23 protein-coding genes are annotated in these 24384 nt (G+C 62.9%); 13 read left to right on the top strand and 10 right to left on the bottom strand.

What is annotated here, in order from left to right; all coding sequences use genetic code 11:
• Positions 1-26 precede the first annotated feature (26 nt).
• Together LD110_RS11110 and LD110_RS11105 are read right to left on the bottom strand one after the other, a co-directional pair.
• A complete protein-coding gene (locus LD110_RS11110) occupies positions 27-695 on the bottom strand; it encodes a GntR family transcriptional regulator (RefSeq protein ID WP_225498859.1) in 669 nt (222 codons plus the stop codon).
• Positions 688-2208: a fumarylacetoacetate hydrolase family protein gene (locus tag LD110_RS11105; RefSeq protein WP_225499000.1), complete on the bottom strand. Its 1521-nt coding sequence runs from the start codon at positions 2206-2208 to the stop codon at positions 688-690. The genes LD110_RS11110 and LD110_RS11105 overlap by 8 nt, the downstream gene beginning before the upstream one ends.
• Before the next feature lie 206 nt (positions 2209-2414).
• On the opposite strand from LD110_RS11105, the gene LD110_RS11100 reads away from it, so the two are divergent.
• Entirely contained in the window at positions 2415-2987 is a 573-nt protein-coding gene (locus LD110_RS11100; protein ID WP_225498858.1) for an MOSC domain-containing protein, read from the top strand.
• Positions 2988-3001: 14 nt separating this feature from the next.
• On the opposite strand, the gene LD110_RS11095 is transcribed toward LD110_RS11100, so the two are convergent.
• Together LD110_RS11095 and LD110_RS11090 are read right to left on the bottom strand one after the other, a co-directional pair.
• A complete protein-coding gene (locus tag LD110_RS11095; protein ID WP_225498857.1) occupies positions 3002-3292 on the bottom strand; it encodes a hypothetical protein in 291 nt (96 codons plus the stop codon).
• An 18-nt stretch (positions 3293-3310) separates the two neighbouring features.
• A complete protein-coding gene (locus LD110_RS11090; RefSeq protein ID WP_308012428.1) occupies positions 3311-4606 on the bottom strand; it encodes an alpha-hydroxy acid oxidase in 1296 nt (431 codons plus the stop codon).
• Between the two features lie 113 nt (positions 4607-4719).
• On the opposite strand from LD110_RS11090, the gene LD110_RS11085 reads away from it, so the two are divergent.
• Entirely contained in the window at positions 4720-5424 is a 705-nt protein-coding gene (locus LD110_RS11085; protein ID WP_225498856.1) for a FadR/GntR family transcriptional regulator, read from the top strand.
• A gap of 81 nt (positions 5425-5505) precedes the next feature.
• Here LD110_RS11085 and LD110_RS11080 read toward each other — a convergent pair whose 3' ends face one another.
• Complete coding sequence (locus LD110_RS11080; protein WP_225498855.1) at positions 5506-5709, bottom strand: hypothetical protein; 204 nt, start codon at positions 5707-5709, stop codon at positions 5506-5508.
• A gap of 349 nt (positions 5710-6058) precedes the next feature.
• Here LD110_RS11080 and LD110_RS11075 point away from each other — a divergent pair, with 349 nt between their 5' ends.
• From LD110_RS11075 to LD110_RS11060, 4 genes are all read left to right on the top strand, one after another.
• Positions 6059-6766, top strand: coding sequence for a FadR/GntR family transcriptional regulator (locus LD110_RS11075; protein ID WP_225498854.1), 708 nt, complete (start codon positions 6059-6061; stop codon positions 6764-6766).
• A gap of 231 nt (positions 6767-6997) precedes the next feature.
• On the top strand, positions 6998-7159 hold the full coding sequence (locus LD110_RS11070) for a hypothetical protein (protein ID WP_225498853.1): 162 nt from the start codon (positions 6998-7000) through the stop codon (positions 7157-7159).
• A gap of 158 nt (positions 7160-7317) precedes the next feature.
• Positions 7318-7863, top strand: a complete 546-nt coding sequence (locus tag LD110_RS11065; RefSeq protein ID WP_225498852.1) for a cysteine hydrolase family protein — start codon at positions 7318-7320, stop codon at positions 7861-7863.
• Positions 7860-8618 (top strand): DUF6766 family protein, encoded by a 759-nt coding sequence (locus tag LD110_RS11060; RefSeq protein WP_374200329.1) that lies wholly within the window; start codon positions 7860-7862, stop codon positions 8616-8618. Before LD110_RS11065 ends, LD110_RS11060 begins: the two co-directional genes overlap by 4 nt.
• A 30-nt stretch (positions 8619-8648) precedes the next feature.
• Here LD110_RS11060 and LD110_RS11055 read toward each other — a convergent pair whose 3' ends face one another.
• From LD110_RS11055 to LD110_RS11045, 3 genes are all read right to left on the bottom strand, one after another.
• The gene (locus tag LD110_RS11055) at positions 8649-9107 is read right to left on the bottom strand and encodes a hypothetical protein (protein WP_225498851.1); all 459 of its coding nucleotides are present in this window, start codon (positions 9105-9107) and stop codon (positions 8649-8651) included.
• The gene (locus tag LD110_RS11050) at positions 9104-11629 is read right to left on the bottom strand and encodes a molybdopterin oxidoreductase family protein (protein WP_225498850.1); all 2526 of its coding nucleotides are present in this window, start codon (positions 11627-11629) and stop codon (positions 9104-9106) included. Before LD110_RS11050 ends, LD110_RS11055 begins: the two co-directional genes overlap by 4 nt.
• 492 nt (positions 11630-12121) lie before the next feature.
• Positions 12122-12367: a hypothetical protein gene (locus LD110_RS11045; RefSeq protein WP_225498849.1), complete on the bottom strand. Its 246-nt coding sequence runs from the start codon at positions 12365-12367 to the stop codon at positions 12122-12124.
• A 269-nt stretch (positions 12368-12636) separates the two neighbouring features.
• On the opposite strand from LD110_RS11045, the gene LD110_RS11040 reads away from it, so the two are divergent.
• Positions 12637-13494 (top strand): prephenate dehydratase, encoded by an 858-nt coding sequence (locus tag LD110_RS11040; RefSeq protein WP_225498848.1) that lies wholly within the window; start codon positions 12637-12639, stop codon positions 13492-13494.
• Positions 13495-13509: 15 nt separating this feature from the next.
• Here the strand turns inward: LD110_RS11040 and LD110_RS11035 are convergent, their stop codons facing one another.
• The gene (locus LD110_RS11035; RefSeq protein WP_225498847.1) at positions 13510-15327 is read right to left on the bottom strand and encodes a thiamine pyrophosphate-requiring protein; all 1818 of its coding nucleotides are present in this window, start codon (positions 15325-15327) and stop codon (positions 13510-13512) included.
• Between the two features lie 75 nt (positions 15328-15402).
• A complete protein-coding gene (locus LD110_RS11030) occupies positions 15403-15624 on the bottom strand; it encodes a hypothetical protein (RefSeq protein WP_225498846.1) in 222 nt (73 codons plus the stop codon).
• A 181-nt stretch (positions 15625-15805) separates the two neighbouring features.
• Between LD110_RS11030 and LD110_RS11025 the strand changes: the two genes are divergently transcribed.
• The 6 genes from LD110_RS11025 (at position 15806) to LD110_RS11000 (ending at position 24246) form a co-directional block, all read left to right on the top strand.
• Positions 15806-17719 carry an alpha-amylase family protein gene (locus LD110_RS11025; RefSeq protein ID WP_225498845.1) on the top strand — a complete coding sequence of 638 codons (1914 nt, stop codon included), beginning with the start codon at positions 15806-15808 and terminating at the stop codon, positions 17717-17719.
• A gap of 120 nt (positions 17720-17839) precedes the next feature.
• Positions 17840-19717: a transketolase gene (locus LD110_RS11020; protein WP_225498844.1), complete on the top strand. Its 1878-nt coding sequence runs from the start codon at positions 17840-17842 to the stop codon at positions 19715-19717.
• A 159-nt stretch (positions 19718-19876) separates the two neighbouring features.
• Positions 19877-20251: a DUF3311 domain-containing protein gene (locus LD110_RS11015; protein WP_225498843.1), complete on the top strand. Its 375-nt coding sequence runs from the start codon at positions 19877-19879 to the stop codon at positions 20249-20251.
• Positions 20248-21921: a monocarboxylate uptake permease MctP gene (gene mctP / locus LD110_RS11010; protein WP_225498842.1), complete on the top strand. Its 1674-nt coding sequence runs from the start codon at positions 20248-20250 to the stop codon at positions 21919-21921. Before LD110_RS11015 ends, mctP begins: the two co-directional genes overlap by 4 nt.
• 149 nt (positions 21922-22070) lie before the next feature.
• Positions 22071-23420 carry an MFS transporter gene (locus LD110_RS11005; protein ID WP_225498841.1) on the top strand — a complete coding sequence of 450 codons (1350 nt, stop codon included), beginning with the start codon at positions 22071-22073 and terminating at the stop codon, positions 23418-23420.
• Positions 23421-23472: 52 nt separating this feature from the next.
• On the top strand, positions 23473-24246 hold the full coding sequence (locus tag LD110_RS11000) for an SDR family NAD(P)-dependent oxidoreductase (protein WP_225498840.1): 774 nt from the start codon (positions 23473-23475) through the stop codon (positions 24244-24246).
• The last annotated feature ends 138 nt before the right edge of the window (positions 24247-24384 follow it).

The following is a 24384-nucleotide window of genomic DNA, read 5'->3' as shown; positions in this document are numbered from 1 at the left end:
ACTTGTAATTGGTAGTTGGTCTGGCTTTAGTGCTTGGTTTGGGCCAGATAGGCATCAAGGGTGGCGCTGCGGTGGCGCCGGGCCGCTTTCTCGATCTCGTCAGCGTCAGCGTTGTTCTCGATGAGCTGCAACAGTGCTTCGTGTTCTTCAACGGACTCTTTGGCACGGCCGGGAACAAAACGGAACGTAGAAGACCGCAGCGAGGCGAGCCGGTTCCAGCCACGATGCACGAGGTCCAGGATGTGCGGATTGGGGCAGTGCTCGAACAAGACGCTGTGGAAGTCCTGGTTCAGCTGCGTAAACCGGACGGGGTCGAAGTGCTCCAAGCACTCACGCATCTCCTGGTTCACGGCACGTGCCCGCGCGATGTCGGCACCACCGATCAGCGGGGCCGACAGGGCGGTGGCCGCGCCCTCCACGATGCTCAACGTCTGCATGGTGTAGAGGTACTCGGTGGGGTCGATCCCGGACACGGTGGCACCGACGTTCCGTTCGAATTTCACCAAGCCCTCGGCTTCGAGCCGCCGAATCGCTTCACGCACCGGCACCACGCTGAAGCCCAGGTCCTCAGCGATTTTCGCGAGCACCAGCCGGTAGCCGGGAGTGTAGGTCCCCTCCACAATTCGCGCTTTAACGGCCGCGTAGGCCTGCTCGGATTTGCTGCCGGCCTTAATCTCGACGGCGGTTTCAGTCACCTTCGGTCTCCTTCCGGGTTGCTTCCCACTCCTGATACCGGGCCCGCCACGTGGCATTCATGGGGTACAGGCCGTCAACGCTGTTGCCCTGCTGGACCATCTCGAAGATGAACGCCTCTTCCTTTTCCTGCTGGATGCATTCATCCACCAGTTCCTCGGCGATGATCGGTGGGATCACCAGGATGCCGTCGGCGTCGGCCACAATGATGTCCCCCGGCTGCACTGTGGTGCCGCCGCAGGCAATAGTGATGTCTGTGTCCCACGGGATATGCCGGCGGCCCAGCACGGCGGGGTGCGGGTTGGCGTAGTACGTGGGCAAGTCGAGGTTCGCGACAGCCGTGAAATCGCGGACCCCGCCGTCGGTGATGATGGCCGCGGCGCCGCGAACCTGGGCGCGCAGGGCCAGGATGTCACCGACAGTGCCGGTGCCTTTCTCCCCGCGCGCCTCCATCACCAGGATCTCGCCCTCGTTCACGGAATCGATGGCGCGCTTCTGGGCATTGAATCCGCCGCCGTGCGTCTTGAACAGGTCTTCGCGGTTGGGCACATAACGCAGCGTCCTGGCCAACCCGACAACGCGGCGATCCGGACGGGTAGCCTCCAGGCCGTCGATGCTCACATTGTTCAGGCCGCGCTTGCGCATCTGCGAAGAAAGAGTGGCCGTGGCGACGCTTTCGAGCTTCTTCTTCAGTTCCGGCGCAAGCCCAGGGGTCTTGGTAGCAGGCAGGCCAGCCGCCTCACGCGAGCCCCAGGCCTCTTCCCGCTGCGTGTCGTCAACCTTCGGCCGGGCACCAAAGTCGGCGAACGGCGTCGAACCTTCCGTCACTTTGGTGACCAAGCGGCCGGTGCTGACGGCGCCGGCGCTGACTTCAACCTCGACGACGTCACCTGGGTTGGCGACGGACGCACCGGCCGGGGTGCCGGTCAGGATGATGTCGCCATCCTCGAGCGTGAGCAGTTGCGAGAGGTCGGCGACGAGCTGGGGGAACGGGAAGAGCAGGTCTTCGGTGGTGTCGTCCTGGACCACTACGCCGTTGTGCCAGGTGCGGATCCGCAGCTTGGCTGGGTCGACGGCGTCCGCGCGGATAAGTCCGGGTCCCACAGGAGTGAAGCCGTCGCCGCCCTTGGAACGGAGGTTGGAGCCCTTGTCCGCATAGCGAAGGTCGTAGACGCCCAGATCATTGCTGGCAGTGATCCATTCGACGTGGCTCCACGCATCTTCGAGGCTCACGCGCCGGGCAGGCTTGCCGATGATCAACGCGACTTCGCCCTCGTAGCCAAGCAATTCGCATCCTGCCGGACGTTCCACGGTGCCCGGCGCATCCTGGGACCCGAGGGCCAGGGACGAAGCCGGCTTGAGGAAATACGACGGCAGCTCCGGGGTCCTTCCCCGCTGTGCCGCCCGGCTGGGGTAGTTGATGTGCACTGCGATGACTTTGCGCGCGCGGTCCAGGCATTCCTGGCTGAGTTGGTCTGGGTTGCCTTGGGAAGTCTTGCCCGGCCCGGCGTTCAACTGCCCGGCGTTCAACTGCCCGGCGTTCGACTGCCCGGCGTTCGACTGCACCGCGTTCGACTGCTCGGTCACAGCGCCTCCACTTCATCGAGTACGAAATCGTATACGATAACTATGGACCGGCTTCGCAGGATCCGTCAAGCATTTTTCTCCCGATGCCCGCCTTGCAGGGCCTGGTCCGTGCCCGATGGGTTTAGCGTGGAGACATGACGCCAAACTTCAGGTATGACGTGGAGATCCTGCATCTGCTGGTCTCGCCGGCGCATGCCTACTTTGGCCGGACCCGGGACGGCGCTGCCGATGTGCCCACCACGGACGCGGAGAAGGTAGAGGTTGTGGCAGGCAAGGGGATCGTCGGGGATCGCTTCTTCGGCAAGGCAGCCCACATGGACGCCGCCATCACGCTGATTGCAGTGGAAGCCCTCGAAGCCATGGCCGCGGAGCTCGGTGTCGAGCCCTTCAATCCCCTCCTGACCAGGCGAAACGTTGTCATCAGGGGTGCCCAACTGGCTCCATTGCTGGGACAGGAGTTCGCCATCGAATCGCAGGGATCGGTAGTTCGACTCAAAGGCGGACGACCCGCACATCCATGCGCCTGGATGGATCAGATGCTGGCGCCAGGAGCACACGCGGCCATGCGGGGACGGGGCGGGATGCGATGCCAGGCCTTGTCCGACGGCCTGCTTCACCGCGGAAGTGCCGTACTGCTCAGCCCGGTGCCCCTGGACCCTGATCGGGCAGGGACACCTAGTGTCCTCCGCCCGAGCCGCCTACCGTAGCTGAAACAAGAATCTCAGCCCAAGCCACGATGCGCCGCCCACATCCCGCCTGCCCGAGTGGCAGCCTGGGCGATGAGTTCAGCCAGTTCGGGCCGGTCGGGGACGCGGAACGAGACGTACGTTCCACGACCACCCGCCACAGGCTTGCCATACGCCTTCGCCGCGAGGTGACCATCCGGAAGCAACCGGACGTTGAGCGTGGTCAGCCTGAAGACCTCGCCTCGTCGGGTATCCATCCAGCGGAGCGGCTCAGGGATGGTGACATTGATGGCCAGAGCGCTTACTTCCAAGTCTTCGCTGCTCATGGACGCATGATCCCACAGCTACCGACCCAGTAGCCTCACGTGGTCCGGATTCAGCTCCGAGATCCTGCTGACCCCCAGCAGCGCCATGGTGCGGGCCATGTCCTTCTCCAGAATCTGGATGGCCCTGTCCACGCCAGCCCGGCCGCCGGCCATCAGGCCGTAGAGGTAGGCGCGGCCGATCAGGGTGAAGTCCGCACCGAGGGCAAGCGCGGCAACAATGTCCGCACCGCTCATGATGCCCGTGTCCAGCATGATTGCAGCTTTGCTGTTGGCCGCCTTCAACGCCGCGGAAACCTCGGGCAGCAAGTGGAGCGGGATCGGCGCGCGATCCAGTTGGCGTCCGCCATGGTTGGACAGCACAATGCCGTCCGCCCCATGGTCTACAACCTTGCGGGCATCGTCCACCGTCTGGATTCCCTTGACCACCAGGTTCCCCTTCCAGGTGTCCCGCAGCCAGTCCAGGTCGTCGAAGGTCAGGGTGGGATCGAACATGGAGTTGATCAGTTCCGCCACCGTGCCTGAGTACCGGGACAGGGAAGCAAACGTCAGTGGCTCATGCGTGAGGAAGTTGATCCACCATGCGGGCCGGTAGGAGGCATCCAGCACGGTCTTCAGCGTGAGTGCCGGCGGGATAGTCAAGCCATTGCGAACGTCGCGCAGGCGTGCCCCCGCCACCGCGGTATCAACAGTCACCATCAACGTATCGTTGCCGGCCTTGGCTGCGCGCTCGATCAGTTCGAGGGATCGCTCGCGGTCAGTCCAGAGGTACAGCTGGAACCAGTTGCGGCCTGCGGGCGCTGCCGCGGCAACGTCTTCGATGGACGCCGTGCCCATCGTTGACAAGGTATAGGGGATGCCAGCAGCCTCAGCCGCCTGGGAGCCCGCGTATTCCCCTTCCGACTGCATCATCCGCGTAAAGCCGGTGGGCGCGATTCCCACGGGCAGCCTCGACTCCTGGCCCAAAATCTCGGTGCTGAGGTCGATGCTGGAGACGTCCCGAAGGATGCCCGGACGGAATTCGATGTCCTGGAAGGCTTCCCGGGCTCGACGCAGCGTGAGCTCCGATTCCGCCGCCCCGTCCGTGTAGTCGAATGGAGCCTTGGGTGTCCTCCGCTTGGCAATGTCACGAAGTTCCCAGATGGTGCTTGCCCGATTGAGCCGCGCAGCCTTGCTGAATTCGGGCTTCTTGAACTGCATCAACGGCGCAAGATCGGAGTATCTGGGGACGCGCCGCCGGAGTGCCGGAGGCAGCTTCCGCGGTGAAAGTCCGACGGCGGGAGTCGCCAAAGTGCTCGGTTCAACGGTGTGCGTCATTGCTTTCTCCAGCTCCTGTGGACTACGCATGGGTGTGGATCCGCCTTAGCGGAAGTGTGGTCTGACCACACTCTAATCCATGTGGTCAGACCACAGCAAGGTACTATTTCCCCATGCGTGCACATCAGCTGGTCCTCGAATGGGTGGAGGCCCAACTCTCCAGCGGCAAATTGGTCCTTGGAGGAAGGCTCCCGGCCGAGCGCGCCCTGGCGGAGCAGCTGGGCGTGTCCCGCACCTCGGTCCGTGAGGCTGTGCGGATCCTCGAAGCCATGGGCGTCGTTCGTGCGGGAGTCGGGTCCGGCCCGGATGCCGGGACGGTAGTCATCGCTGAACCGACGGCGGCCCTCGCCTCCGCGATCCGGCTTCACATGGCAACGCAACACCTCCCCGTAGCGGACGTGGTCCAGACCCGAGTTCTGCTGGAATCATGGGCCGCCGCACACGCTCAGCCGGATTCACCTGGCCTGGCGGAGGCGGAAGAGTTGCTGGAGGGAATGCGCGCCACGGCGGACACGGGAGCCTTCCTTGACCTTGATGTCCGCTTCCACCTTGCCCTGGCTAAAGCGGCTGACAACGTGGTGGTAAGTGCAATGCTGGCTTCGCTCCGCGAGGCCATCCAAGTCTACACCGCGAACGTCATGTCCAGACTGCCAAGTTGGGAGTCTGCATTGGCCCGGCTCCGCACCGAACACGAAGAAATTCTCAAAGCCATTGGGAATGGCCACGCCGAACTTGCTTCGCGTCTTATTGCCGAGCATATCGAGGGGTATTACGCGCAGAGCGCCCCGGAAAACACGCCGGAAAACACGCGGCAGTAAATGCAAAATACCGCCGCAAGAATGTTGCGGCGGCATTTTGCAGTTTCAGTTATTGGGCGGATTATGCCAGCTCGCCGCAGGCTAGCCAGCCTGCGGTACAGCTTCCCTGGCAAATTCGCCGGCGAGGCTGAGGGTAAACACATTCGGTCCGCTGCGGGTTACTTTGACCTGGTCCTTGGGGGCGTTTGCCTTGGTGGAAATGTCATGAATTGCGGCATCCAGCGTGTGGTTCATCGTGGAGCGGTCCCAGATTTTCAGGGTCATAGAGTGTGATTCAAAGATCATGCGTCATTGCTTTCTTTGATTATTGAGAATCGTGTAGCCACTTCGTCTCTGAGGCAGCCGCCGTCGAGTCTATCCAAGGCCCACAGAAAGTGGGCAGGAATGTGATGGACAAAACACAATTGACATGATTCCACTCGTGGCCGCAGACGCCAGCCGAACCAGGCGAGGCGACACTTGCCGCGGTGGAGCGCACCGCCGTCGACCGTCCCCCGCAGTAATCCCGGCGCCCGATCTGCGGACGGCGTCGAAGTCGCGGCGCAACTTCTGAAAGAATCAAAAGACCGACGGCGGTGCCAACCTGGCCGCTGAGCCGCTCGGGTAGTGGAAATTCAGGAAGTTGGGACACGCCATGGGCCGCAGGACTCTCGTCGACGACGTCGTCGATGCCCTGCTGGACGACATCCTTGCCGGGCGGCTCAAGCCCCACGACGCCATCCCCACCGAGCTCGAACTCGCGGCCCGGAACGACGTCAGCAGGCTCACAGTGCGTGAGGCCCTCAAGGCTCTTCGAGCGCAAAACATCCTGTATGTGAAGGCTGGTCGGGGCACGTTCGTCAATCCCACGGACAACTGGACCGGACTGGACGCAATCCTCCGTGCGGCTGCCCACGGCAATGGCGCGGACGAGGTGGCCGTAGGCCTTATCGAGATGCGCCGCATGGTGGAAACGGGTGCGGCGGGACTAGCGGCCAGGCGCCACACCGATGAGGACGTCGAGCGCATGCGGCAGGCCGTGCAGGACATGGAGCATTTCCACTCCTCCGGAGACCTCGAGGGATTCGTCGCGGCGGACATCGATTTCCACGACGCCATCCTCAAAGCCTCAGGGAACCCGTTCGTCAGGGCGTTGTTCGCGCAACTGGGCCAACTGCTGTACGTCGCCCGTCGTGCCACCTCCGCTGTTCCAGAGATTCAAGAGCACGCGATTGCGTTCCACCGCCGAGTCCTGGAGGCCATCCTGACTGGCGATTCGGAAACTGCCCGCAAGGCCATGGATGAGCACATGGACCAGACCTACGAAGACTACGAGAAGTACGTCCACGGGACTACCGCCTAGCAGCTGGTCCGAGGCCTGTCCTCACGGCACGCAACACCCCAACTAGCCAAAAATTCACCTAAGGGGTGCCATTTCAGCATTTCATCAGTATGCTTACTAATGATCCGTCCAAGACTGGGGTTCCTAGAACGGGAGGGACGGACCATACGGAAAGACCGCCGCACCCAGCGGGAGGCACCGGCGAAATATCGCCGGCCCAAAAGGTGTGACGTCCTGAAAGGATGGAAACCTATGAATGGACTGCTGGCCATCGTCGGCATTATCGCAATCGTTCTGCTCCTGGTCGGAGGATTCAATTCCGCATTGAACTTCCTATTGTGGGTAGGCATCATCCTGCTGATTCTGGCCGTCCTCGGCTGGGTCTTCGGCCGCTCCCGCGGCAGCCGGATTTGACCGGATACAGCTAGACGGAGGCAATCACCCCCAGTTGAAACAAGGTTCGGGCGTCCGGGCGGGGAACCCCGCCCGGACCCCGTTAACCCCCAGAAGGCAGGGGAGGACACACTGCTGAAGAACTTGCCGGAGACCCGCCCGTCCAGCGTGCAAGCGCCATGATGGCCGTTCTGATCATTGACATGCAGAATGCCTACTTTGAGGCTCCCGGGCTAAGGAAAAGGCAGGCCAGCGTGGTCAAAGCCTGTAACGGGCTAATTTCTGCGGCGTCGGACAAGGGAGCTCCTGTTGTGCTCGTCAAGACTGAACATGAACGGGATCGGTCTACGTGGACGCTCAATATGCTGGATGATGACCAAGGCTTCATCTTCCGGGGCAGCAGGCAAGCCGATTTTGTTCCGGGGCTTCACGTGGACGGCCTCTCCCAATTGGTCAAAACAAGGGACAGCGCCTTTCTGGGCACAGACCTTTTGCTGCGGCTGCGGAATTGGAAGGTCGACGGCGCCATCCTCGCCGGGGTTTCGGCCCACAACTGTGTGGCCCAGACTGGCGCCGACGCCTTTGCCCACAACATTCGCGTGGCCTATGCAAGGGAGGCACTCGCTTCCGAGGACCCAGAATCAGCCCGGAATATGCTGGGCATCCTCTCGAGTGAGTATCGGCAGCCAATCCTCAGCCTTGACGAAGCCATAGCCCGGATATGACACGGCGCCCAGCAACCCGCACCACGCCGCGGATCACGCGTGATGTCGACATCGCCCAGGGCTATCGAGACCATAGGACAAGCGGAGGTGCGATGAAGACGTGGATCCGTGATCGCGGACTGTTGTTGACCAATATTGCCCTGTTCCTGATCTTCTTCGGCGGAATGGTGATCTCCGGAGCTGCCGCCTACAGCGAAGACCAGCAGGCCCATGGGCAGCCGGCCGTTTCGCTCGTGGAATTCCTCACAACGGGGGCGTTTGTTGAGGCAACTTTTGAGAACTGGGAATCGGAATTCCTGCAGATGGGCATGTACGTGGTGCTGACTGCGTATTTGTTCCAAAAGGGCTCTTCGGAATCCAAACCAGTAGACAAGCCGGCCCCGCAGGACCAGGACCCGCGCACTGCATCAATAGGGCAAAACACGCCTTGGCCCGTTCGCAGGGGAGGCTGGGCCCTGAAAATCTACGAGCATTCCCTGTCCGCCCTATTCTTTATCCTTTTCGTGGGGTCCTTCGTTGCCCACGCGCTGGGTGGCGCGCGCCTGTACAGCGAAGAGCAATTGGCCCACGGCCAGCCAGCCGCCACGGTGTGGGATTACTTAGGCACATCCCAGTTCTGGTTCGAGTCTTTCCAGAACTGGCAAAGCGAATTCCTGGCCGTCGCGGTCATCGTGGGCGCCTCGGTCTTCCTTCGGGAGATCCGTTCAGCGGAGTCTAAGCCCGTGGCGCAACCCCACCGCGAGACAGGCGCCTAAACGACACACGCGCCTAAGCAGGTAATCGATCTACTCCGCCACCAGTAGGGCCTGGGGTGCGGCCTGCCGCATGCGTGATTGGAGCCAGGCGAGCTGGACGGCTGTCTGCTTGTCACACTGGTCCACCACCGCCAGCATCTCCGAATCCCGCAAGGCCTGTCCCGCCTGTTTGACCATGCCCCAGGTGATATCCACCAAACTCGCCAGCAGATACAGGTCCTGCAGGTCCCGCAAAAGCCCAACGGGACCCTGACGGGTTTCACTAAGTCCCTCCGCATGCAGCCGCTCGGGTTCCGCTTCCGGTGTTTCGCCGTAACGGTCCACCAAAGGTTGGAGTGCCCGCTGGTGTTCGTCGCACTGTTTGGCCAGCGTCTGGCAGAGGAAGTGCACGTCAGGCTCCTCACCATGCCCCTTTGCGACCTGCCGGAAAGAGTCGGCCAACGTCTGCTCGGCTTTGTGCAGAAGCCCCAGGTATACGGACAGGTTCATGCCGGCTCTCCTTCCCCGCCAATGAATTCTTCAGCCTCCGCATCCGCCCCGCCCAAAGTGGGCGGAACAGCCCGCTCTCCCGGAACTGCCCGCCCGGGCGGGACTGCCTGATGATCGACGACGGCGGGCCGGGACGCCGTCGTAGTTGGCGCCGGAGCCGGGCGGTCGCCGTCGGAGATTTTCTCGATCCGAACCGCCGCGTTCTTGAACACCGGCTGTTTGGATACCGGATCCCACTCGGTGATTGTCAGCTCGTTCGCCGCGGTGGTGTGGGGCGCTGAGGAAGCGGACACCGTGGAACCTGCGCCCAACCCTGCCGCCGCGTCCCAGTACCCGTAGTGGAAGGGCGCAAAAACCGTTCCGGCCCGCACATCACCGATACGGAGCGGGACCTGCAGCTCACCCCTACGGGAGACCACCCGGACGATATCCCCCTCGGCAAGGCCTGCCGCCTCCGCGTCACTCACGCTCATCTCCACCCACGCGGAGGGGGCAGCGGCGCGCAATTGACGTGATCGACCGGTTTTGGTCCGGGTGTGAAACTGGTAGGCAGTACGGCCTGTGGTGTAGCGGAGCGGGTATTCCTCGTCGGGCATTTCATGCGGTGGTGAATAATCGGCGGCCTTCAGGATGGCGCGGCCGGAGGGCGCCATGGCCTTGAACGCCACCGGTCCAACATTCGCTCCTGTCAGCAAATCGTGCCCGTAGCTTTCGCAATAGGACGGTTCGGTGGGGAAGGTGCCGTCACTATAAAGCCGCTCAGTGCCGCTGGGCGGGGAGTCGGTGCAGGGCCATTGAATGCCGCTGCCGCCGCGAAGAAGCTGGTACGTGATCCCGGTGTAGTCGCACGGCCGTCCGCGGGAGCACTCCTTCCACGCCTCGAACGCATCCTCCGGTCCGCTCCAATCCAGCAGGGGTGATCCGTCCAATGTCGTGAACCCCATCCGGCGCGAGTAGTCCAGGAAAATGTCCAAATCGCTACGGGCCTCCCCCGGCGGCTCTACCGCCTTGTCGGACAGGTGGACAGTGCGATCGACGTTGGTGAATGTGCCCGTCTTCTCACCCCAGCCCGCCGCTGGAAGCACGACGTCGGCCACCTCCGCGGTTTCGGTGAGGTACAGGTCCTGCACCACAACAAACAGTTCCGGCTTGGCCAGGATGTTTCGGATGCGGGACAGTTGCGGCAGCGACACCGCCGGGTTTGTGGCGGAAATCCACAGGAACTTGACGGAGCCTTGCTCGGCGTATCGGAAGATCTGCATCGCGTGGGTTGGATCGGCCCAGTGCGGGATCACCAACGGGTCGACGTTCCACAGGGAGGCCAACTGCTGAACATGCTCCGGGTTGGCCCAGTTCCGGAAACCCGGGAGGTCGCCGTCGGCACCGCATTCCCGGTTGTTTTGTGCGGTGGGCTGCCCGTTCATTTGCAGTAATCCACGCCCTGGGTTGCCGAGCATTCCGCGAAGCAGGTGCAAATTGTTGACCTGGCAGGCTGAGGCCGTGGCCTGGGAAGACTGATAAAAGCCCTGCAGGACCGTGGACAAAACCCGGTCCGTAGTCCCAAAGATCCGCGCCGCTTCCCGTATCAGCCCGGGGTCCACTCCGCACAGGGAACCCGCGGCCTCTGGTGTCCACTGCTCCACTACGGAGGCCAGTTCCTCCAGGCCCACTGTGTGGGCCCGGACATAGTCCTCGTCCACCCATCCGTTGTGCAGGAGCTCCCGCACCAGGGAATTCATGAGGGCCAGGTTGGTGCCCGGGTTGATCGCCAAATGGACATCGGCGTGTCGGGCTACGTCAGTGTCGCGCGGATCAACGCACACAAGGGCAGGCCTGTCCGGTCCAGCCAAACGATCCAGGACGCGCGACCACAAAACCGTCTGCGTCTCCGCCATGTTGTGGCCGAAAAGGAATAACGCCTCACAGCTGTCGATATCCCGGTAGGAGCCAGGCTGTCCGTCTGCCCCGAATGACTCCTTCAAGGACGATGCGGCGGTGGCCGTGCATAGCCGGGTGTTCCCATCCATGTGGGGCGTCCCGACTCCCGCTTTCCCAATGACGGCGAGAGCGTAATACTCCTCCAGGAACAGTTGGCCGCTGGTGTAGAAGCCATGGCTGAGTGGGCCCTTCTCTGTCAGCAGGGAGCGGCTGCGTTCCACCACCCGTTCCATGGCCTCGTCCCAGCTGCATTCCTGAAGTTTCCCGTTCCGTCGGATGAGCGGAGAGGTGAGCCTGTCCGGGTGGGACATTCCCTGCCAGCTTCCGAACAAACCCTTGGGCCCCAGCCGGCCGTGGTTCACCCGATCATCGGCGCGGCCGCGGATCCCCACCATCGCGCCGTCCTTCACGGCTATGTCGCAAGCACATCCGTTGCTGCAAAGCAGGCAGGCAGACTGGAACCAGCGATCCACAGTGTCCGCATCCACTCCGTCTGCCATCTTCCGGTCCACACGCACTGGCCACTGCCCGTCCTTGCCGTACGGCGTCCGTGTTCCCCATATCTCAGCAATGCGGTCCACCATGGTGGTCCTCCTCGTATCGGCGGATTGCTTCTGAGCAAAATCAGCTTTCAACTACAGGTACCCAGTCCCCTGCCAAGCTAGACGCAGTTGAAGGTGAGGTCGGCATTTTCCTTGCCTGCCGTCGTCGGGCGGGAATAGCCTGAATGTGGAAGGACAGTTCGCTCAAGCCTCGGGCGCGCCACCTCCCGCTTTCCAGGAGCGAGTCGATGCAGATCATCTCTCCTGTCGGGGCCGCGGCCCCGGCACCTGCCGGCACGACGTCGGACGTATCCGTCTCGTCAGGACCAACCGCGGTGCCTATCACCTTCGAGGCTTGCTGATGCACAAACGCCGTCCCCACCGACTGCCCCTCTTGAGGCCGCAACGTCGGGCGCTGCCATATGCCCAGCACCAGAAGCACCAGGAAGATAGGCCTTCAAGCAATCCGCCTCCGCGCAAAGCCAGGGACTGATGACCTGATTATCGGAGGCTGTCGAGGTGGCACTCACCCGGTCACTCCCCGGGTACTGCCCCCATGATCTCCGAGCGGCCCTGGCCAACAGGCAATGGAGCCTTGGGGACTCCAATCAACGTGGAAATCTCACCGTCCGCACCTTGCAGACGCAGGTGAACGAGCTTGTTTTCGCGTTCCATATCCACCACACGGAAGTTCAGTCCGCGGAGCCGGACCTTGTCTCCAGTCTGTACGTCCCGGAATCGTGAATCGCTGCGGCCTTGGGACTTCGAAGTTTTCGTCATCGCAGGTATGCCTCGCAAGTGGGGCCCAAATTCGGGCGCGCTGCCCCCGGCGGCTGCTTCACCGACGACCATTCACAGTCTATGACTTCGGTGTGCTTTGTCGAAGTCTTCGGTGCCGCGAGTCTGGTGGTCCGCTACTCCTCCGTGGAGGAGCTGATTGCGGCCGCCAGCTCCAGCGTCGGCAGCAGACATGACCAAAACGTCTTCCTAGATCTTCCTAATGCGACTCAGTTGGGCCGCTGGGCGGGCTGGGTGAAACGATGGGCATCATGGCCCAAAAGATTGCGTACCAAGGAGAGCCGGGAGCCAACTCGGACCTCGCATGCCGGGAAATGTTCCCCGAACTCGAGAGCGTGCCATGCGCCAGCTTCGAGGATGCTTTTGAGCTGGTCTCCACCGGAGCCGTTGATCTGGCCATGATCCCCATTGAAAACTCCATCGCCGGGCGTGTGGCCGACATTCACGTCCTGCTCCCCCAGTCCAAGCTGCAAATTGTTGGTGAGTACTTCTTGCCTATCCACTTCGACCTCCTGGGCATTCCGGGGAGCACCATCGAGGATGCCACGGAAGTCCATAGCCACATCCATGCGCTGGGACAATGCCGACGAATCATCCGCGAGGCAGGCCTGAAGCCCGTCATCGCCGGGGACACCGCCGGCTCGGCCCGGGAAGTGCGGGAATGGAATGACCCCCGCAAACTCTCCCTCGCTCCGCCGCTCGCAGCGGGACTCTACGGACTCAAGGTCCTGGCCTCCGGCGTCGAAGATGACCCCACCAACACCACCCGCTTTGTTGTCCTGGCGCGGGAGCGCACCCTCCCCAGCAAGCAAGAGTTGCCGGGCCCGGCGATAACCAGCTTCGTTTTTCGCGTCCGCAACGTCCCCTCAGCCCTCTACAAGGCATTGGGCGGCTTCGCGACAAACGGAGTGAACATGACCAGGCTGGAGAGCTACATGGTGGGCAACGAGTTCACTGCCACCATGTTCATGGCCGACGTCGAAGGCCACCCAGAGGACCCGCGACTCCGACGCGCGCTGGAAGAACTTGAGTTCTTCACAACGGACATCCGCGTCCTTGGCGTTTACGCGGCCGACGGCTACCGCGCCCGGCAGACAGTCAACGCCTAGTCCAACCCCGCGCTTTTAGGCGCGCCCTTCCTCGTCGCCGGCCTTGCGGTGGGGCAGCATCTCCTGCGCCTTCGTCTTGAGGCCCTTGGTGACCACTCCCCAGGCCGCCGCATCGCCCTTCGCCAGGGATTTGGCGGCGTTGAGCGCTTGTTCAAAGGTAGTGTGCGGCGGGATCGGTGGAATGTCCGGGTCGGTACGGACGTCCAGGACCATTGGCCGATCGGCGGCGAGCGCCGCCTCCCAAGCCAGCCCGACGTCGTCGGGGGCATCCACTGAAAGGGCGCCCAGGCCGAGGGTCCGGGCAAAAGCCGCGTAGTCGACGTCAGGCAGGTCCTGGGACTCCTTGAACGACGGCGACCCGCCCAGGGAGCGCAGCTCCCACGTCACTTGGTTGAGGTCGTTGTTGTGCAGGACGGCGACCACAAAGCGCGGGTCTTCCCACTCCCGCCAATAACGGGCGATGGTCGCCAGTTCCGCGAGGCCATTCATCTGCATGGCACCATCGCCTTCGAAGGCGATCACCGGGCGATCCGGATGGCCGAATTTTGCTCCGATTCCGTACGGGATCGCGTTCCCCATGGTGGCCAGACTGCCGGAAAGCGAGCCTCGGATGCCGCCACGGAATGTGAGGTGACGGGCGTACCAGTGGGCGGATGAGCCGGAATCCGCGGTAACAATCGCGTTGTCCGGGAGCCGTCCCGACGCTTCGCTGAACAAGAGCATCGGGTTCACGGGGTTGGCTGCCACCAATGCCTCGGCCCGCATTGTCTCCCACCAGCGTTCGACCTTTCGGGCGAGGCCGTCCTGCCAGGAACGGTCTTCCCTGGGCTCGAGCTGTGGCAGGAGCGCGCGAAGCGCCAGGGCGGCGTCAGCGACGATGTTCAGCTCGTTCGGGTAGCGGAGGCCCGCCAGGGTGGGGTCGATGTCGATCTGGATACCGCGCGCCTGGCCGGGCCGCGGGAGAAATTCGCTGTAGGGGAAGTTGGAGCCGACGGTCAGAAGGGCGTCACAGTCGCGCATCATCTCGTAGCTCGGCCGGGTTCCCAGGAGCCCAATGGAGCCAGTGACGAAGGGCAGTTCGTCGGACAGGACGTCCTTGCCGAGCAGGGCCTTGGCCACGCCCGCACCAATAGTGCGCGCCACCTGCTCCACCTCGGCTGCGGCGCCCCGGGCGCCTTGGCCAATCAGGATGGCGGGTTTCTTGGCCTCGTTCAGGATTCCGGCCGCAGCCGTGATGGCGCCCTCATCTGGCTGGATGCGTGGGAAGCCTTGGTTGCCCAGGCTGGATGGCACCATCTTGTGGGCATGCGACGGCGGAGCGTAGTCCAGTTCCTGCACGTCGGAGGGGATGATAATCGCCGTGGGTGCGCGTCTGGCTGTTGCGATCCGGATAGCGCGGTCGACGACGTTGGGCAGCTGCTCCGGCACCGTCGCCAGTGCGCAATACTCTGAGGCGACGTTTTGGAACAGCGCCGGGAGATCAACCTCCTGCTGATAGGAACCCCCGAGGGAGCTGCGCGCGGCCTGTCCGACGATCGCCACCACGGGGACATGGTCCAGCTTGGCGTCGTACAAACCGTTCAGCAGATGAATGGCACCCGGGCCGGATGTCGCCAAACAAACGCCAGGTTTTCCGGTGAATTTCGCATAGCCGACGGCTTCGAAAGCGGCCATTTCCTCGTGGCGTGCCTGAATAAACCTGGGCTGGTTGTCGGCAATACTAAATGCCACCAAAATGCCGTTGATTCCGTCCCCTGGATAGCCAAATACTTTCTCAACACCCCAAGCCCTGAGGCGTTCAAGCAGGAAATCCGCCACTGTCTGCGCTGCCATGCCTGGCCTCCTGAGCAGTTGATGCCGGCGACTATTTTCCAACCACTATTGGTCTGGCGCCTATTCCTCTGGCGCCTATTCCTCTGGCGGCGGTGCCAGGGGCTCGGTTGGGTCGTTCCGCCGGGGATCCTCAACCGGCGGAATGTCCGGGCGGTTTGGGTCCTCTTCCGGGTTGTCCAGCGGTGGAACTTCCTTCGGCGGCCCGGGTACGGCGCCTGGATCTTCGCGTGGGTCCGCAGTTGGATCGGGGCCCAGCGGGCCGGGTTCGCGGGTTGGGTCTGGAGGGATGGTGCTCATGGCGCTCTCCTAGAAGTGCCTCGGGAGCCATCAGTCTAGGCGCGATGGGACAGCGATGAAAGGGGCTGCCCTCCCGCTCTGCGAGTCCGGTGGGGCCGCTCTGGTGAAGCATAAAGCGCGGTCAGTATTGTGATCCATCAGAGGGGCCTGCGGTATTCGAAAGCTAGGAAGGCGCACACGCATGGACGACTTTGCAGGAGTGGAGCAAACGGCACGGCAGCACGTACTGGAGGCGCTGCGGGATGACGCCGGGCCCGCTGCCGGCGATCCGCATGCGGCCGCGTTCGAGCGCCGTTTCGATGCACACTTCCCGCGCCTAGCCAGGCTCTTCCATTCCTTGTACGGTTCCCGGCCAGATTGGCTCGACCACCTTACCAGCCTCGTAGCAGAGGCCCGCCACTCCTGGGCGACGCGGTCGGAGGCGCTGAAGGCCGTCGACCAGCAGCGGGAAGGCGACTCGGCGTGGTTCCAGTCCAACACCATGCTGGGCGGAGTTTGTTATGTGGACCGATATGCCGAGAATTTGGAGGGTCTTCGGGCAAGAATTCCATATTTCAAGGAACTTGGGCTCAGCTATTTGCACCTGATGCCACTTTTCCTGGCTCCCGAACCGAATTCGGACGGCGGGTACGCCGTGTCGAGCTATCGCCAAGTGAATCCGAAGCTGGGCACAATGGAGCAGTTGCGCTCCGTGGCAAGCGAACTTCGAGCCAACGGCATTAGCCTGGTGGTCGATTTCATTTTCAATCACACCTCGAACGAGCATGAGTGGGCCCTCCGGGCCGCCGAGGGTGATCCGGAATTCAGCGACTATTACTGGATTTATCCTGACCGGACAATGCCGGACGCATTCGAGCAAACTGCCAGGGAGATCTTCCCGGACGATCATCCTGGTTCATTTGTGCAGTTGCCGGACGGTCGTTGGGTGTGGGCAACCTTCCACACTTTCCAGTGGGACCTGAATTACTCCAATCCTGCGGTTTTCCGGGCGATGGCCGGTGAGATGCTTTTCCTCGCTAACCAGGGCGTGGACATTCTCAGGATGGACGCAGTGGCCTTTATCTGGAAGAGGTTGGGAACACCGTGCGAGAGCCTTCCTGAAGCTCATCTGCTGCTGCAGGCCTTCAACGCTGTTTGCCGGATCGCGGCGCCGTCACTGCTTTTCAAATCAGAAGCCATAGTCCACCCGGACGAAGTGGCGATGTATATCGATCCGGAAGAGTGCCAACTCTCCTATAACCCTTTGCAAATGGCGTTGACCTGGGAGGCACTGGCCACCCGGGACGTCTCCCTGCTGGCGCAGGCCCTTGAACGGCGGCACAATCTCCCCGCCCAGACGGCTTGGGTCAACTACGTCCGCAGCCATGACGACATCGGCTGGACCTTCGCCGACGAGGATGCCGCGGAGTTTGGAATCAACGGCTTCGATCACCGCCGCTTCCTGAACTCCTTCTACGTCAACCGCTTCCCAGGCAGCTTCGCCCGCGGCGTCCCTTTTCAGGACAACCCCCGCACGGGCGACTGCCGGATTTCCGGGACAACTGCTTCACTCTGCGGATTGGAGGACGGATCACCGGAGGCGGTAAAGCGCATCCTCCTGGCGCACTCGGTCGCCTTCAGCACGGGCGGCATTCCCTTGCTGTACCTCGGGGACGAGGTGGGGCAGCTCAACGATTACGGTTACGCCCAGGAAGAAGGGCACGACGCCGACAGCCGCTGGGTGCACCGGCCCCACTTCCCGGCGGAGCAGTTTGAGAAGAGGCACGATCCTGCTACGGCGGAGGGCGCCGTGTTCGCCGGCTTGCGCCGCATGGCCGAGGTTCGCGCCCAGACTCCGGAGCTGGCTGGGACGCACTTGATCGATTTTCGTACGAACAACCCGGGAGTGTTGGGTTACCAACGTCCCGGAACCAGCTCGGTTGTTCTGGCACTGGCCAATTTCAGCGACAACCGGCAGGTTATCAGTCCGGAAACGCTGTCCGGCTTTGAAGCGAGCGGGCACAGCCTATTGGTCGACGCTCCGGTGCGCCTGGACCAGGGGTTTGCCTTGGAGCCGCACGAATTCGTGTGGCTCAGGGTGCGGCCGCGGGCCTGAAGGAGGGCCGTCAATGCCCTTGCCCCTCCCGGCTGCCCGGAATAGCCTGAACACCGGAGTTTAAACGCGCACTCAAGCCGCGGGTGCTACCCATTCTCCCGCCGAACAGGAGCGTCATCCATGTCCACAATCACCGATTCCGCCCAGCGTTACGACCTCGAGCAGCTCGCCGCGCTTGCCGCGCAGTTGAGGGTCGATTCGATCCGCTGCAGCACCAAGGCAGGGTCAGGCCATCCGACGTCGTCGTTGTCCGCCGCGGACCTCATGGCGGTCCTGCTCGGCAGGCACCTCCAGTACAACTGGGATGAGCCGGACACGCCGAACAACGACCACCTCATTTTCTCCAAGGGGCATGCGTCGCCACTTCTTTATTCGATTTACAGGGCAGTGGGGGTCGTCAGCGAGGAGGAGTTGCTGAGCGGCTACCGCCAGCATGGCAGCCGGCTGCAGGGCCACCCGACGCCGGAACTCCCCTGGGTGGATGTTGCCACGGGATCGCTTGGGCAGGGACTGCCGGACGCCGTCGGGGTTTGCTTGGCAGGCAAGTACCTCGACAAGCTCAGCTATCACACTTGGGTCCTCTGCGGGGACAGTGAACTGGCCGAAGGTTCCATGTGGGAAGCGCTGGACAAGGCTGGGTTCTACAAGCTCGGCAACCTGACGGCGATAGTTGATGTGAACCGCCTGGGCCAAAACGGCCCCACCGAATTCGAATGGGACCTGAACCGTTACGCACAGCGCGTGGAAGCGTTTGGCGCCCGCGCCATCCGCATCGACGGCCACAACCTCGCCGCGATCGATGAGGCATTTAGCGATGCTGTGACTGATCCTGACCGTCCTACGGTGATCCTCGCCAAGACCATCAAGGGCAAGGGAGCCCCCGACGTCGAAGATAAGGACGGCTGGCACGGCAAGGCCCTTCCAGAGGATATGGCCGATCGGGCTATCGAATCCCTTGGCGGCACCAGCAGCATCAGAATCGCCACGTCGGTACCGGAACCGCTGGAACCCGCGATCGTCCCCGATCCCGGCGCACGCGTGAACTTGCCCAACTGGGAACCGGATGACAAGGTGGCAACCCGGGCGGCCTTCGGTGCTGCTGTCGCCGCACTCGCCGCCCGCCCCGAAGTCGTTGTGCTCGACGGCGAGGTGGGCAACTCAACCCATGCCTCCGAATTCAAGGACGCCGCGCCCGAGCGGTACTTCGAGATGTACATCGCCGAACAGCAAATGGTGGCCGCCGCAGTGGGCCTTTCCGTCAGGGGCTACATTCCGTTTGCCGCGAGCTTTGCCGCGTTCCTGGTATCAAGGGCTTACGATTTCATCCGGATGGCCGGTGTTTCGGAAGCCGATATCCGCCTTGTCGGAACACACGCCGGCGTCGAAATCGGCCAGGACGGTCCGTCGCAGATGGCCCTCGAAGACCTTGCCGCGATGCGCGCCATCCACTCCTCCACAGTGCTTTACCCGGCCGACGCACCATCGGCCGCGCACTTGGTGAAAGCCATGGCCGACACCCCCGGCATCACCTACCTCCGCGCCACCCGCGGCGGGTATCCCGTCATTTACGGGCCGGAGGAAACATTCCCTATTGGCGGCAGCAAAGTGCACAGGGCCGGAAAGAACGACGACGTCACACTGGTGGGTGCCGGCGTGACCCTTTACGAGTGCCTCGCCGCGGCGGACGAGCTCGCCGGGGAAGGGATCACGGCCCGGGTGATCGATGCGTACTCGGTGAAGCCCATCGATCGGGAAACCCTGGTTCAATCCGTCCGGGAAACAGGTGGCCGCGTGGTGGTGGCCGAGGACCACTATCCGCAGGGCGGGCTCGGATCCGCCGTGCTGGAGGCGTTAGCCGGCCAAATCACTGAGCTGCGCCCGTCACTCCTGGCAGTATCAGGCCTGCCCGGGTCCGGTAAGCCCGCGGAACTCCTGGACGCGGCAGGAATTTCTTCCCGCCACATAGCCGACGCCGCACGCCGCCTCCTTGCCGGGTAAGCGCTGCGGAAGTTTGGGCGGACTTCCTCTCACCCGCTGAGCCCTTCCGGAGTGGTTGCTGTAGCGGTACAAAAGAGGTGAGGAGGGTGGTTGTACCCTCCGTCCAGCCACTTTCCGCGACGCCGGAGAGCGGGGGTGGGGCTGAAAAGGAGGTCCCGGATGTCCCGTCATGATGGTCCTGACCCGAACCACCACCCCAATCCACCCGTTCCCCGAGGCCGACGGCTCACTCGGGAGACGCCCACCCGGGGCCCCGCACGCCGCACGCCCTACGTGATCGCCGGAATCCTCCTTGCCGCGGCGATCCTGCTCCCTCTCTTGCCCCAGACGTACTCATTCGCTGCACCCCGCGTGGGCGGCATGCCGTTCTTCTACTGGTATCAATTGCTCTGGGTGCCCATCTCCGCGGCGCTCAGCGGAATCGCGTACTGGCTGGTGACAACAGAGGATCGACGACGGCGGGCGGCGGCCCGGGCAGCCAGCTTGCCGGCAGAAGGCCAAGCCGGGACAGCGAGCGAAGGTGATCAGCGATGAACGGACGTGAGATCAATTGGATCGCGCTCATCATCGTCATTCTGCTCTTCGTCGCTGTTGCCATTATGGGTTTTATGGCGGCACGCTGGCGCCGGACCGGAGAGCAGGGACTGCATAGCCTCGATGAATGGGGGCTGGGCGGCCGCGGCTTCGGAACCTGGATTACTTGGTTCCTGCTGGGCGGGGACCTCTATACGGCCTATACGTTCGTCGCCGTGCCCGCGGCGATGTGGGCCACCGGGGCTGTGAGCGGCTTCTTCGCCGTTCCATACACAATCGTGCTTTATCCGATCATTTTCATCATCATGAGCCGGCTGTGGTCCGTATCCCACAGACACGGCTTTGTCACGTCCGCGGACTTCGTAGGCGGCCGTTATGGGAGCCGCTGGCTATCGCTCGCCGTCGCCGTCACGGGCATTGTGGCCACGATGCCCTATATCGCCCTCCAACTTGTTGGCATCAAGGCCGTCCTTACGGTGCTAGGCCTCGGCAGCTCCCAGAACATGCTGCTGACGGACATGCCGCTCATCCTGGCGTTCGTTGTGCTGGCCGCTTATACCTACACCTCGGGCTTGCGTGCGCCAGCCATGATCGCCGTGGTGAAGGACCTGCTTATCTACCTCTCCGTCATCGTGGCGGTGATCTACCTTCCGATCAAGTTCGGCGGTTGGGACACGATCTTCGGCGCAGCGGAGACCAAGCTGGGCACGGTGAACCAGGCAACCGGAAAGCCCGCGGGCGTGTTCATCCCCGGGCCAGGCAACTACTCCGCGTACTGGACCCTGGCGCTCGGCTCGGCCTTGGCGCTCTTTATGTATCCACACTCCGTGACAGGAGTCCTCGCTTCGAAGGCCCGCAACACCATCCGGCGCAACGCCGCCATCCTTCCCCTGTACTCGCTCATGCTGGGTTTCCTGGCCCTGCTGGGTTTCGTGGCCATCCAAGCGGGCACCAAGCCGGTTGACCTTGATGGCTCCGTCAACCCGCAACTTGTTGTCCCGCAGCTGTTCCTGGACCACTTCCCTGCCTGGTTCGCCGGGATTGCCCTCGCAGCCATCGCCATCGGCGCATTGGTACCAGCAGCCATCATGTCCATCGCCGCTGCGAATTTGTTCACGCGGAACGTGTACCGGGATTTCTTCCGCCCCAACGTCGATGCCAAGACTGAGGCGAACGTGTCCAAGATCGTCTCCCTGGTAGTGAAGGTCGGCGCGCTCATTTTCGTCATCGCCATGGATCAGTCGACGGCCATCAACATGCAACTCCTCGGTGGAATCTGGATCCTCCAGACGTTCCCAGCCGTCGTCGTCGGGCTTTATACGCGCTGGTTTGACCGCTGGGCCTTGCTGGCCGGATGGGCGGCCGGCATTGCCTTCGGCACTATTTCCGCCTACAACGTGGTCAACCCAGTCACTCACGCGCACTTTGGCGGATCCGTCGCCCCCATTCCCGGGACGGACTTCAGTGTCTATATCGCCGTTTCTGCCTTTGCGCTAAACCTCATCGTCAGCGCGCTGCTGACCCTCGTGCTGCGGGCCCTGAAGGTGCCGACGGGAGAAGATACAACGCGCCCATCGGACTATGGCGCCGACGAAACTGATCCGAAGATTGTGGAGATCGAGCGTACCCATCGCTTCGTGGAGCCCGGAGGCGCCCCGCCAGTGGCTTAGCCCGGATGGCCTCTTGCACATCATCATGTGAGTGCTATGATCTAAATCATAGTCAGATGTCAGACATCTGATAGTAAGAAAAGAAACCCCATCAAGCTCCAGCCGCGCCACAGTAGTCGAGCCGGAGCGCACCGACTAGAAGGTCAACGATGACTTCACTCACCCTGCAGTCCAATGCCCTTGGCGAACTCGGGGAACGCACGCTCCGCAAAGTGCGGCGTCGCCTTATGCCCCTGATCGTCCTGCTTTACTTCATCGCCTATCTAGACCGCAATAACGTAGGTTTCGCCAAGCTCACGATGAGCGAGGACATTGGCCTCTCTGCGGCTGCATACGGCTTGGGCGCTGGCATCTTCTTCCTCGGCTACGCAATTCTGGAGGTGCCGAGCAATGCCGGCATGTACCGCTTCGGCGCCCGGAAATGGCTTGCTCGAATCCTGATCACCTGGGGGCTCTTCGCCGCGGCAATGGCCCTGGTGAATGGCGAAGCCAGCTACAACATCATCCGCTTCCTCCTGGGCGCGGCAGAGGCCGGCTTCTTCCCGGCAATCCTCTTCTACCTGACACTGTGGTTCCCGGCTGCGCAGCGCGTTACCGTCCTGGGCATCTTCATCCTGGCCCAGCCCATCTCCAACGCCCTCGGCGCACCGGTCTCCGGCCTCCTTCTGCAGATGGACGGGATCCTGGGGCTCCACGGCTGGCAGTGGCTCTACATCATCGAGGGCATCCCGGCCGTACTCCTCGGCATCCTCACCCCAATCCTCATGACCGACAAGCCGCGCGACGCCAAGTGGCTGGCCGACGACGAGCGCGAATGGCTCGCCACCACCATGGACGCCGAACTGGCCCAGAAGTCCGCCAAGGGACACCACAACTTCCTGGCCGGCCTCAAGGACAAGCGCACGCTGGTCTACTCCGCCCTCTACTTCGGCCTGGTCTGCGGCATCTACGGCCTGGGTCTCTGGATGCCCACCATCATCGCCGCCCTCGGCAAGTTCTCGACGACGGAAGTCGGCTTCATCACGCTGATCCCCTACGCAGTGGCAGCAGTCTTCGTCTACTGGTGGAGCAAGCGCGCCGACAAGACCGGCAAGCGTGCGTGGCACGCTTCGGCCAGCATGATCCTGGCCGGTGTTGGCCTCGTGGCCGCAGGCTACCTGCTTCCGGTGAACGCGGTGCTGGCAATGGCCGGACTGGTGGTTTCCGCAATGGGCATCTACGGTGCCATCGCCCCGTTCCTGTCCATGCCGTCCGCAGCCCTGACCGGTGCTGCCGCGGCGTCCGGCCTTGCGCTGGTGAACTCGCTTGGCAACCTCGGCGGCTTCGTGGCCCCGTACGCCGTCGGCCTGCTCAAGGACGCCACCGGCAGCAATCAGAGCGGCCTGCTCTTCCTGTCCCTCTGCCTCGCCGTCACCGGCGTCGCCACGTACCTGTATGCCCGTCGCCGCCGTGAAGGCGACTCCAGTGCACAGGCGCGTGCCGCCGTCGAAGGCTCTTGAAACCTAACCGAACAACTCCCGGACCAGACAAGCAAGCTAAGGAACCATCGCCGTGAACACCACCCCTTTCCCCACCCAACGCACCGTCGTCCTGACGGGCGCCGCCTCCGCCCGCGGCATTGGCCGCGCGGTTGCGGACAAGATGGCAAGCGAGGGATGGGCAGTTGCCATCCTTGACATCAACGCCATTGACGCCAAAGCCGCCGCGGCTGAGGTAGCTGACAAGTTCGGCGTGCCGACCCTGGGCCTCGGTGCCGACGTCTCGGACAAGGCTTCGGTGGACGCCGCAATCGCCGAGATTGAGGCGGGGCTGCCCCCGATTGTTGGCCTGGCCAACATCGCCGGCATCAGCCGCCCGGTGCCATTCATGGAGGAAACCGTTGAAGGCTGGGACCGCGTTTTCGACATCAATATGCGCGGTACCTTCCTGGTGAGCCAGGCCGTGCTGAAGGGCATGATCGAGCGCAAGGTTGGCCGCATCGTCAGCATCTCGTCGATCTCCGCACAGCGTGGCGGCGGCACCTACTCCAAGGTGGCCTACAGCGCGTCCAAGGGCGGGGTCATCGGCTTCACGCGGGCACTGGCACGCGAAGTCGGCGAGCACGGTGTCACGGTCAACGCCGTGGCTCCGGGCCCCATCGACACCGACATCATGGGTGGAACGCTCTCTGACGAGCGCAAGGCCCAGATGTCCGAAGGCATCATGATGGGGCGCGTCGGCACCCGCGAGGAGGTTGCCGCGCTGATCAACTTCCTGCTCAGCGAGGAAGCCGGCTACATCACGGCTGCCACCTACGACATCAATGGTGGTTTGCAGGTTTCCTAACCGAGCAAAACCCGAGAGTGCCTCTGAACTGAACGGTTCAGGGGCACCTCGCCGTTTAAGAAGCCCGACGTCGGCACGCACGCGCGGCGCCGAACTTCCGGGCGCTGCCGGAAAGGTCACGATTCGGGAAACCGGCGA

Origin of the sequence: Arthrobacter sp. M4 (assembly GCF_020251205.1) — a bacterium.
Taxonomy (GTDB): domain Bacteria; phylum Actinomycetota; class Actinomycetes; order Actinomycetales; family Micrococcaceae; genus Arthrobacter.
The sequence above is the reverse complement of the archived record's forward strand: the minus strand, read 5'-3'. Positions and strand labels throughout refer to the sequence as shown.

Bases quoted from the DNA above. Each gene is read 5' to 3' on its own strand.
- LD110_RS11100 (WP_225498858.1), top strand. From the start codon at position 2,415: ATGACGCCAAACTTCAGGTATGACGTGGAGATCCTGCATCTGCTGGTC.
- LD110_RS11095 (WP_225498857.1), bottom strand. From the start codon at position 3,292: ATGAGCAGCGAAGACTTGGAAGTAAGCGCTCTGGCCATCAATGTCACC.
- LD110_RS11090 (WP_308012428.1), bottom strand. From the start codon at position 4,606: ATGACGCACACCGTTGAACCGAGCACTTTGGCGACTCCCGCCGTCGGA.
- LD110_RS11085 (WP_225498856.1), top strand. From the start codon at position 4,720: ATGCGTGCACATCAGCTGGTCCTCGAATGGGTGGAGGCCCAACTCTCC.
- LD110_RS11080 (WP_225498855.1), bottom strand. From the start codon at position 5,709: ATGATCTTTGAATCACACTCTATGACCCTGAAAATCTGGGACCGCTCC.
- LD110_RS11075 (WP_225498854.1), top strand. From the start codon at position 6,059: ATGGGCCGCAGGACTCTCGTCGACGACGTCGTCGATGCCCTGCTGGAC.
- LD110_RS11070 (WP_225498853.1), top strand. From the start codon at position 6,998: ATGAATGGACTGCTGGCCATCGTCGGCATTATCGCAATCGTTCTGCTC.
- LD110_RS11065 (WP_225498852.1), top strand. From the start codon at position 7,318: ATGATGGCCGTTCTGATCATTGACATGCAGAATGCCTACTTTGAGGCT.
- LD110_RS11060 (WP_374200329.1), top strand. From the start codon at position 7,860: ATGACACGGCGCCCAGCAACCCGCACCACGCCGCGGATCACGCGTGAT.
- LD110_RS11055 (WP_225498851.1), bottom strand. From the start codon at position 9,107: ATGAACCTGTCCGTATACCTGGGGCTTCTGCACAAAGCCGAGCAGACG.
- LD110_RS11050 (WP_225498850.1), bottom strand. From the start codon at position 11,629: ATGGTGGACCGCATTGCTGAGATATGGGGAACACGGACGCCGTACGGC.
- LD110_RS11045 (WP_225498849.1), bottom strand. From the start codon at position 12,367: ATGACGAAAACTTCGAAGTCCCAAGGCCGCAGCGATTCACGATTCCGG.
- LD110_RS11040 (WP_225498848.1), top strand. From the start codon at position 12,637: ATGGCCCAAAAGATTGCGTACCAAGGAGAGCCGGGAGCCAACTCGGAC.
- LD110_RS11035 (WP_225498847.1), bottom strand. From the start codon at position 15,327: ATGGCAGCGCAGACAGTGGCGGATTTCCTGCTTGAACGCCTCAGGGCT.
- LD110_RS11030 (WP_225498846.1), bottom strand. From the start codon at position 15,624: ATGAGCACCATCCCTCCAGACCCAACCCGCGAACCCGGCCCGCTGGGC.
- LD110_RS11025 (WP_225498845.1), top strand. From the start codon at position 15,806: ATGGACGACTTTGCAGGAGTGGAGCAAACGGCACGGCAGCACGTACTG.
- LD110_RS11020 (WP_225498844.1), top strand. From the start codon at position 17,840: ATGTCCACAATCACCGATTCCGCCCAGCGTTACGACCTCGAGCAGCTC.
- LD110_RS11015 (WP_225498843.1), top strand. From the start codon at position 19,877: ATGTCCCGTCATGATGGTCCTGACCCGAACCACCACCCCAATCCACCC.
- mctP (WP_225498842.1), top strand. From the start codon at position 20,248: ATGAACGGACGTGAGATCAATTGGATCGCGCTCATCATCGTCATTCTG.
- LD110_RS11005 (WP_225498841.1), top strand. From the start codon at position 22,071: ATGACTTCACTCACCCTGCAGTCCAATGCCCTTGGCGAACTCGGGGAA.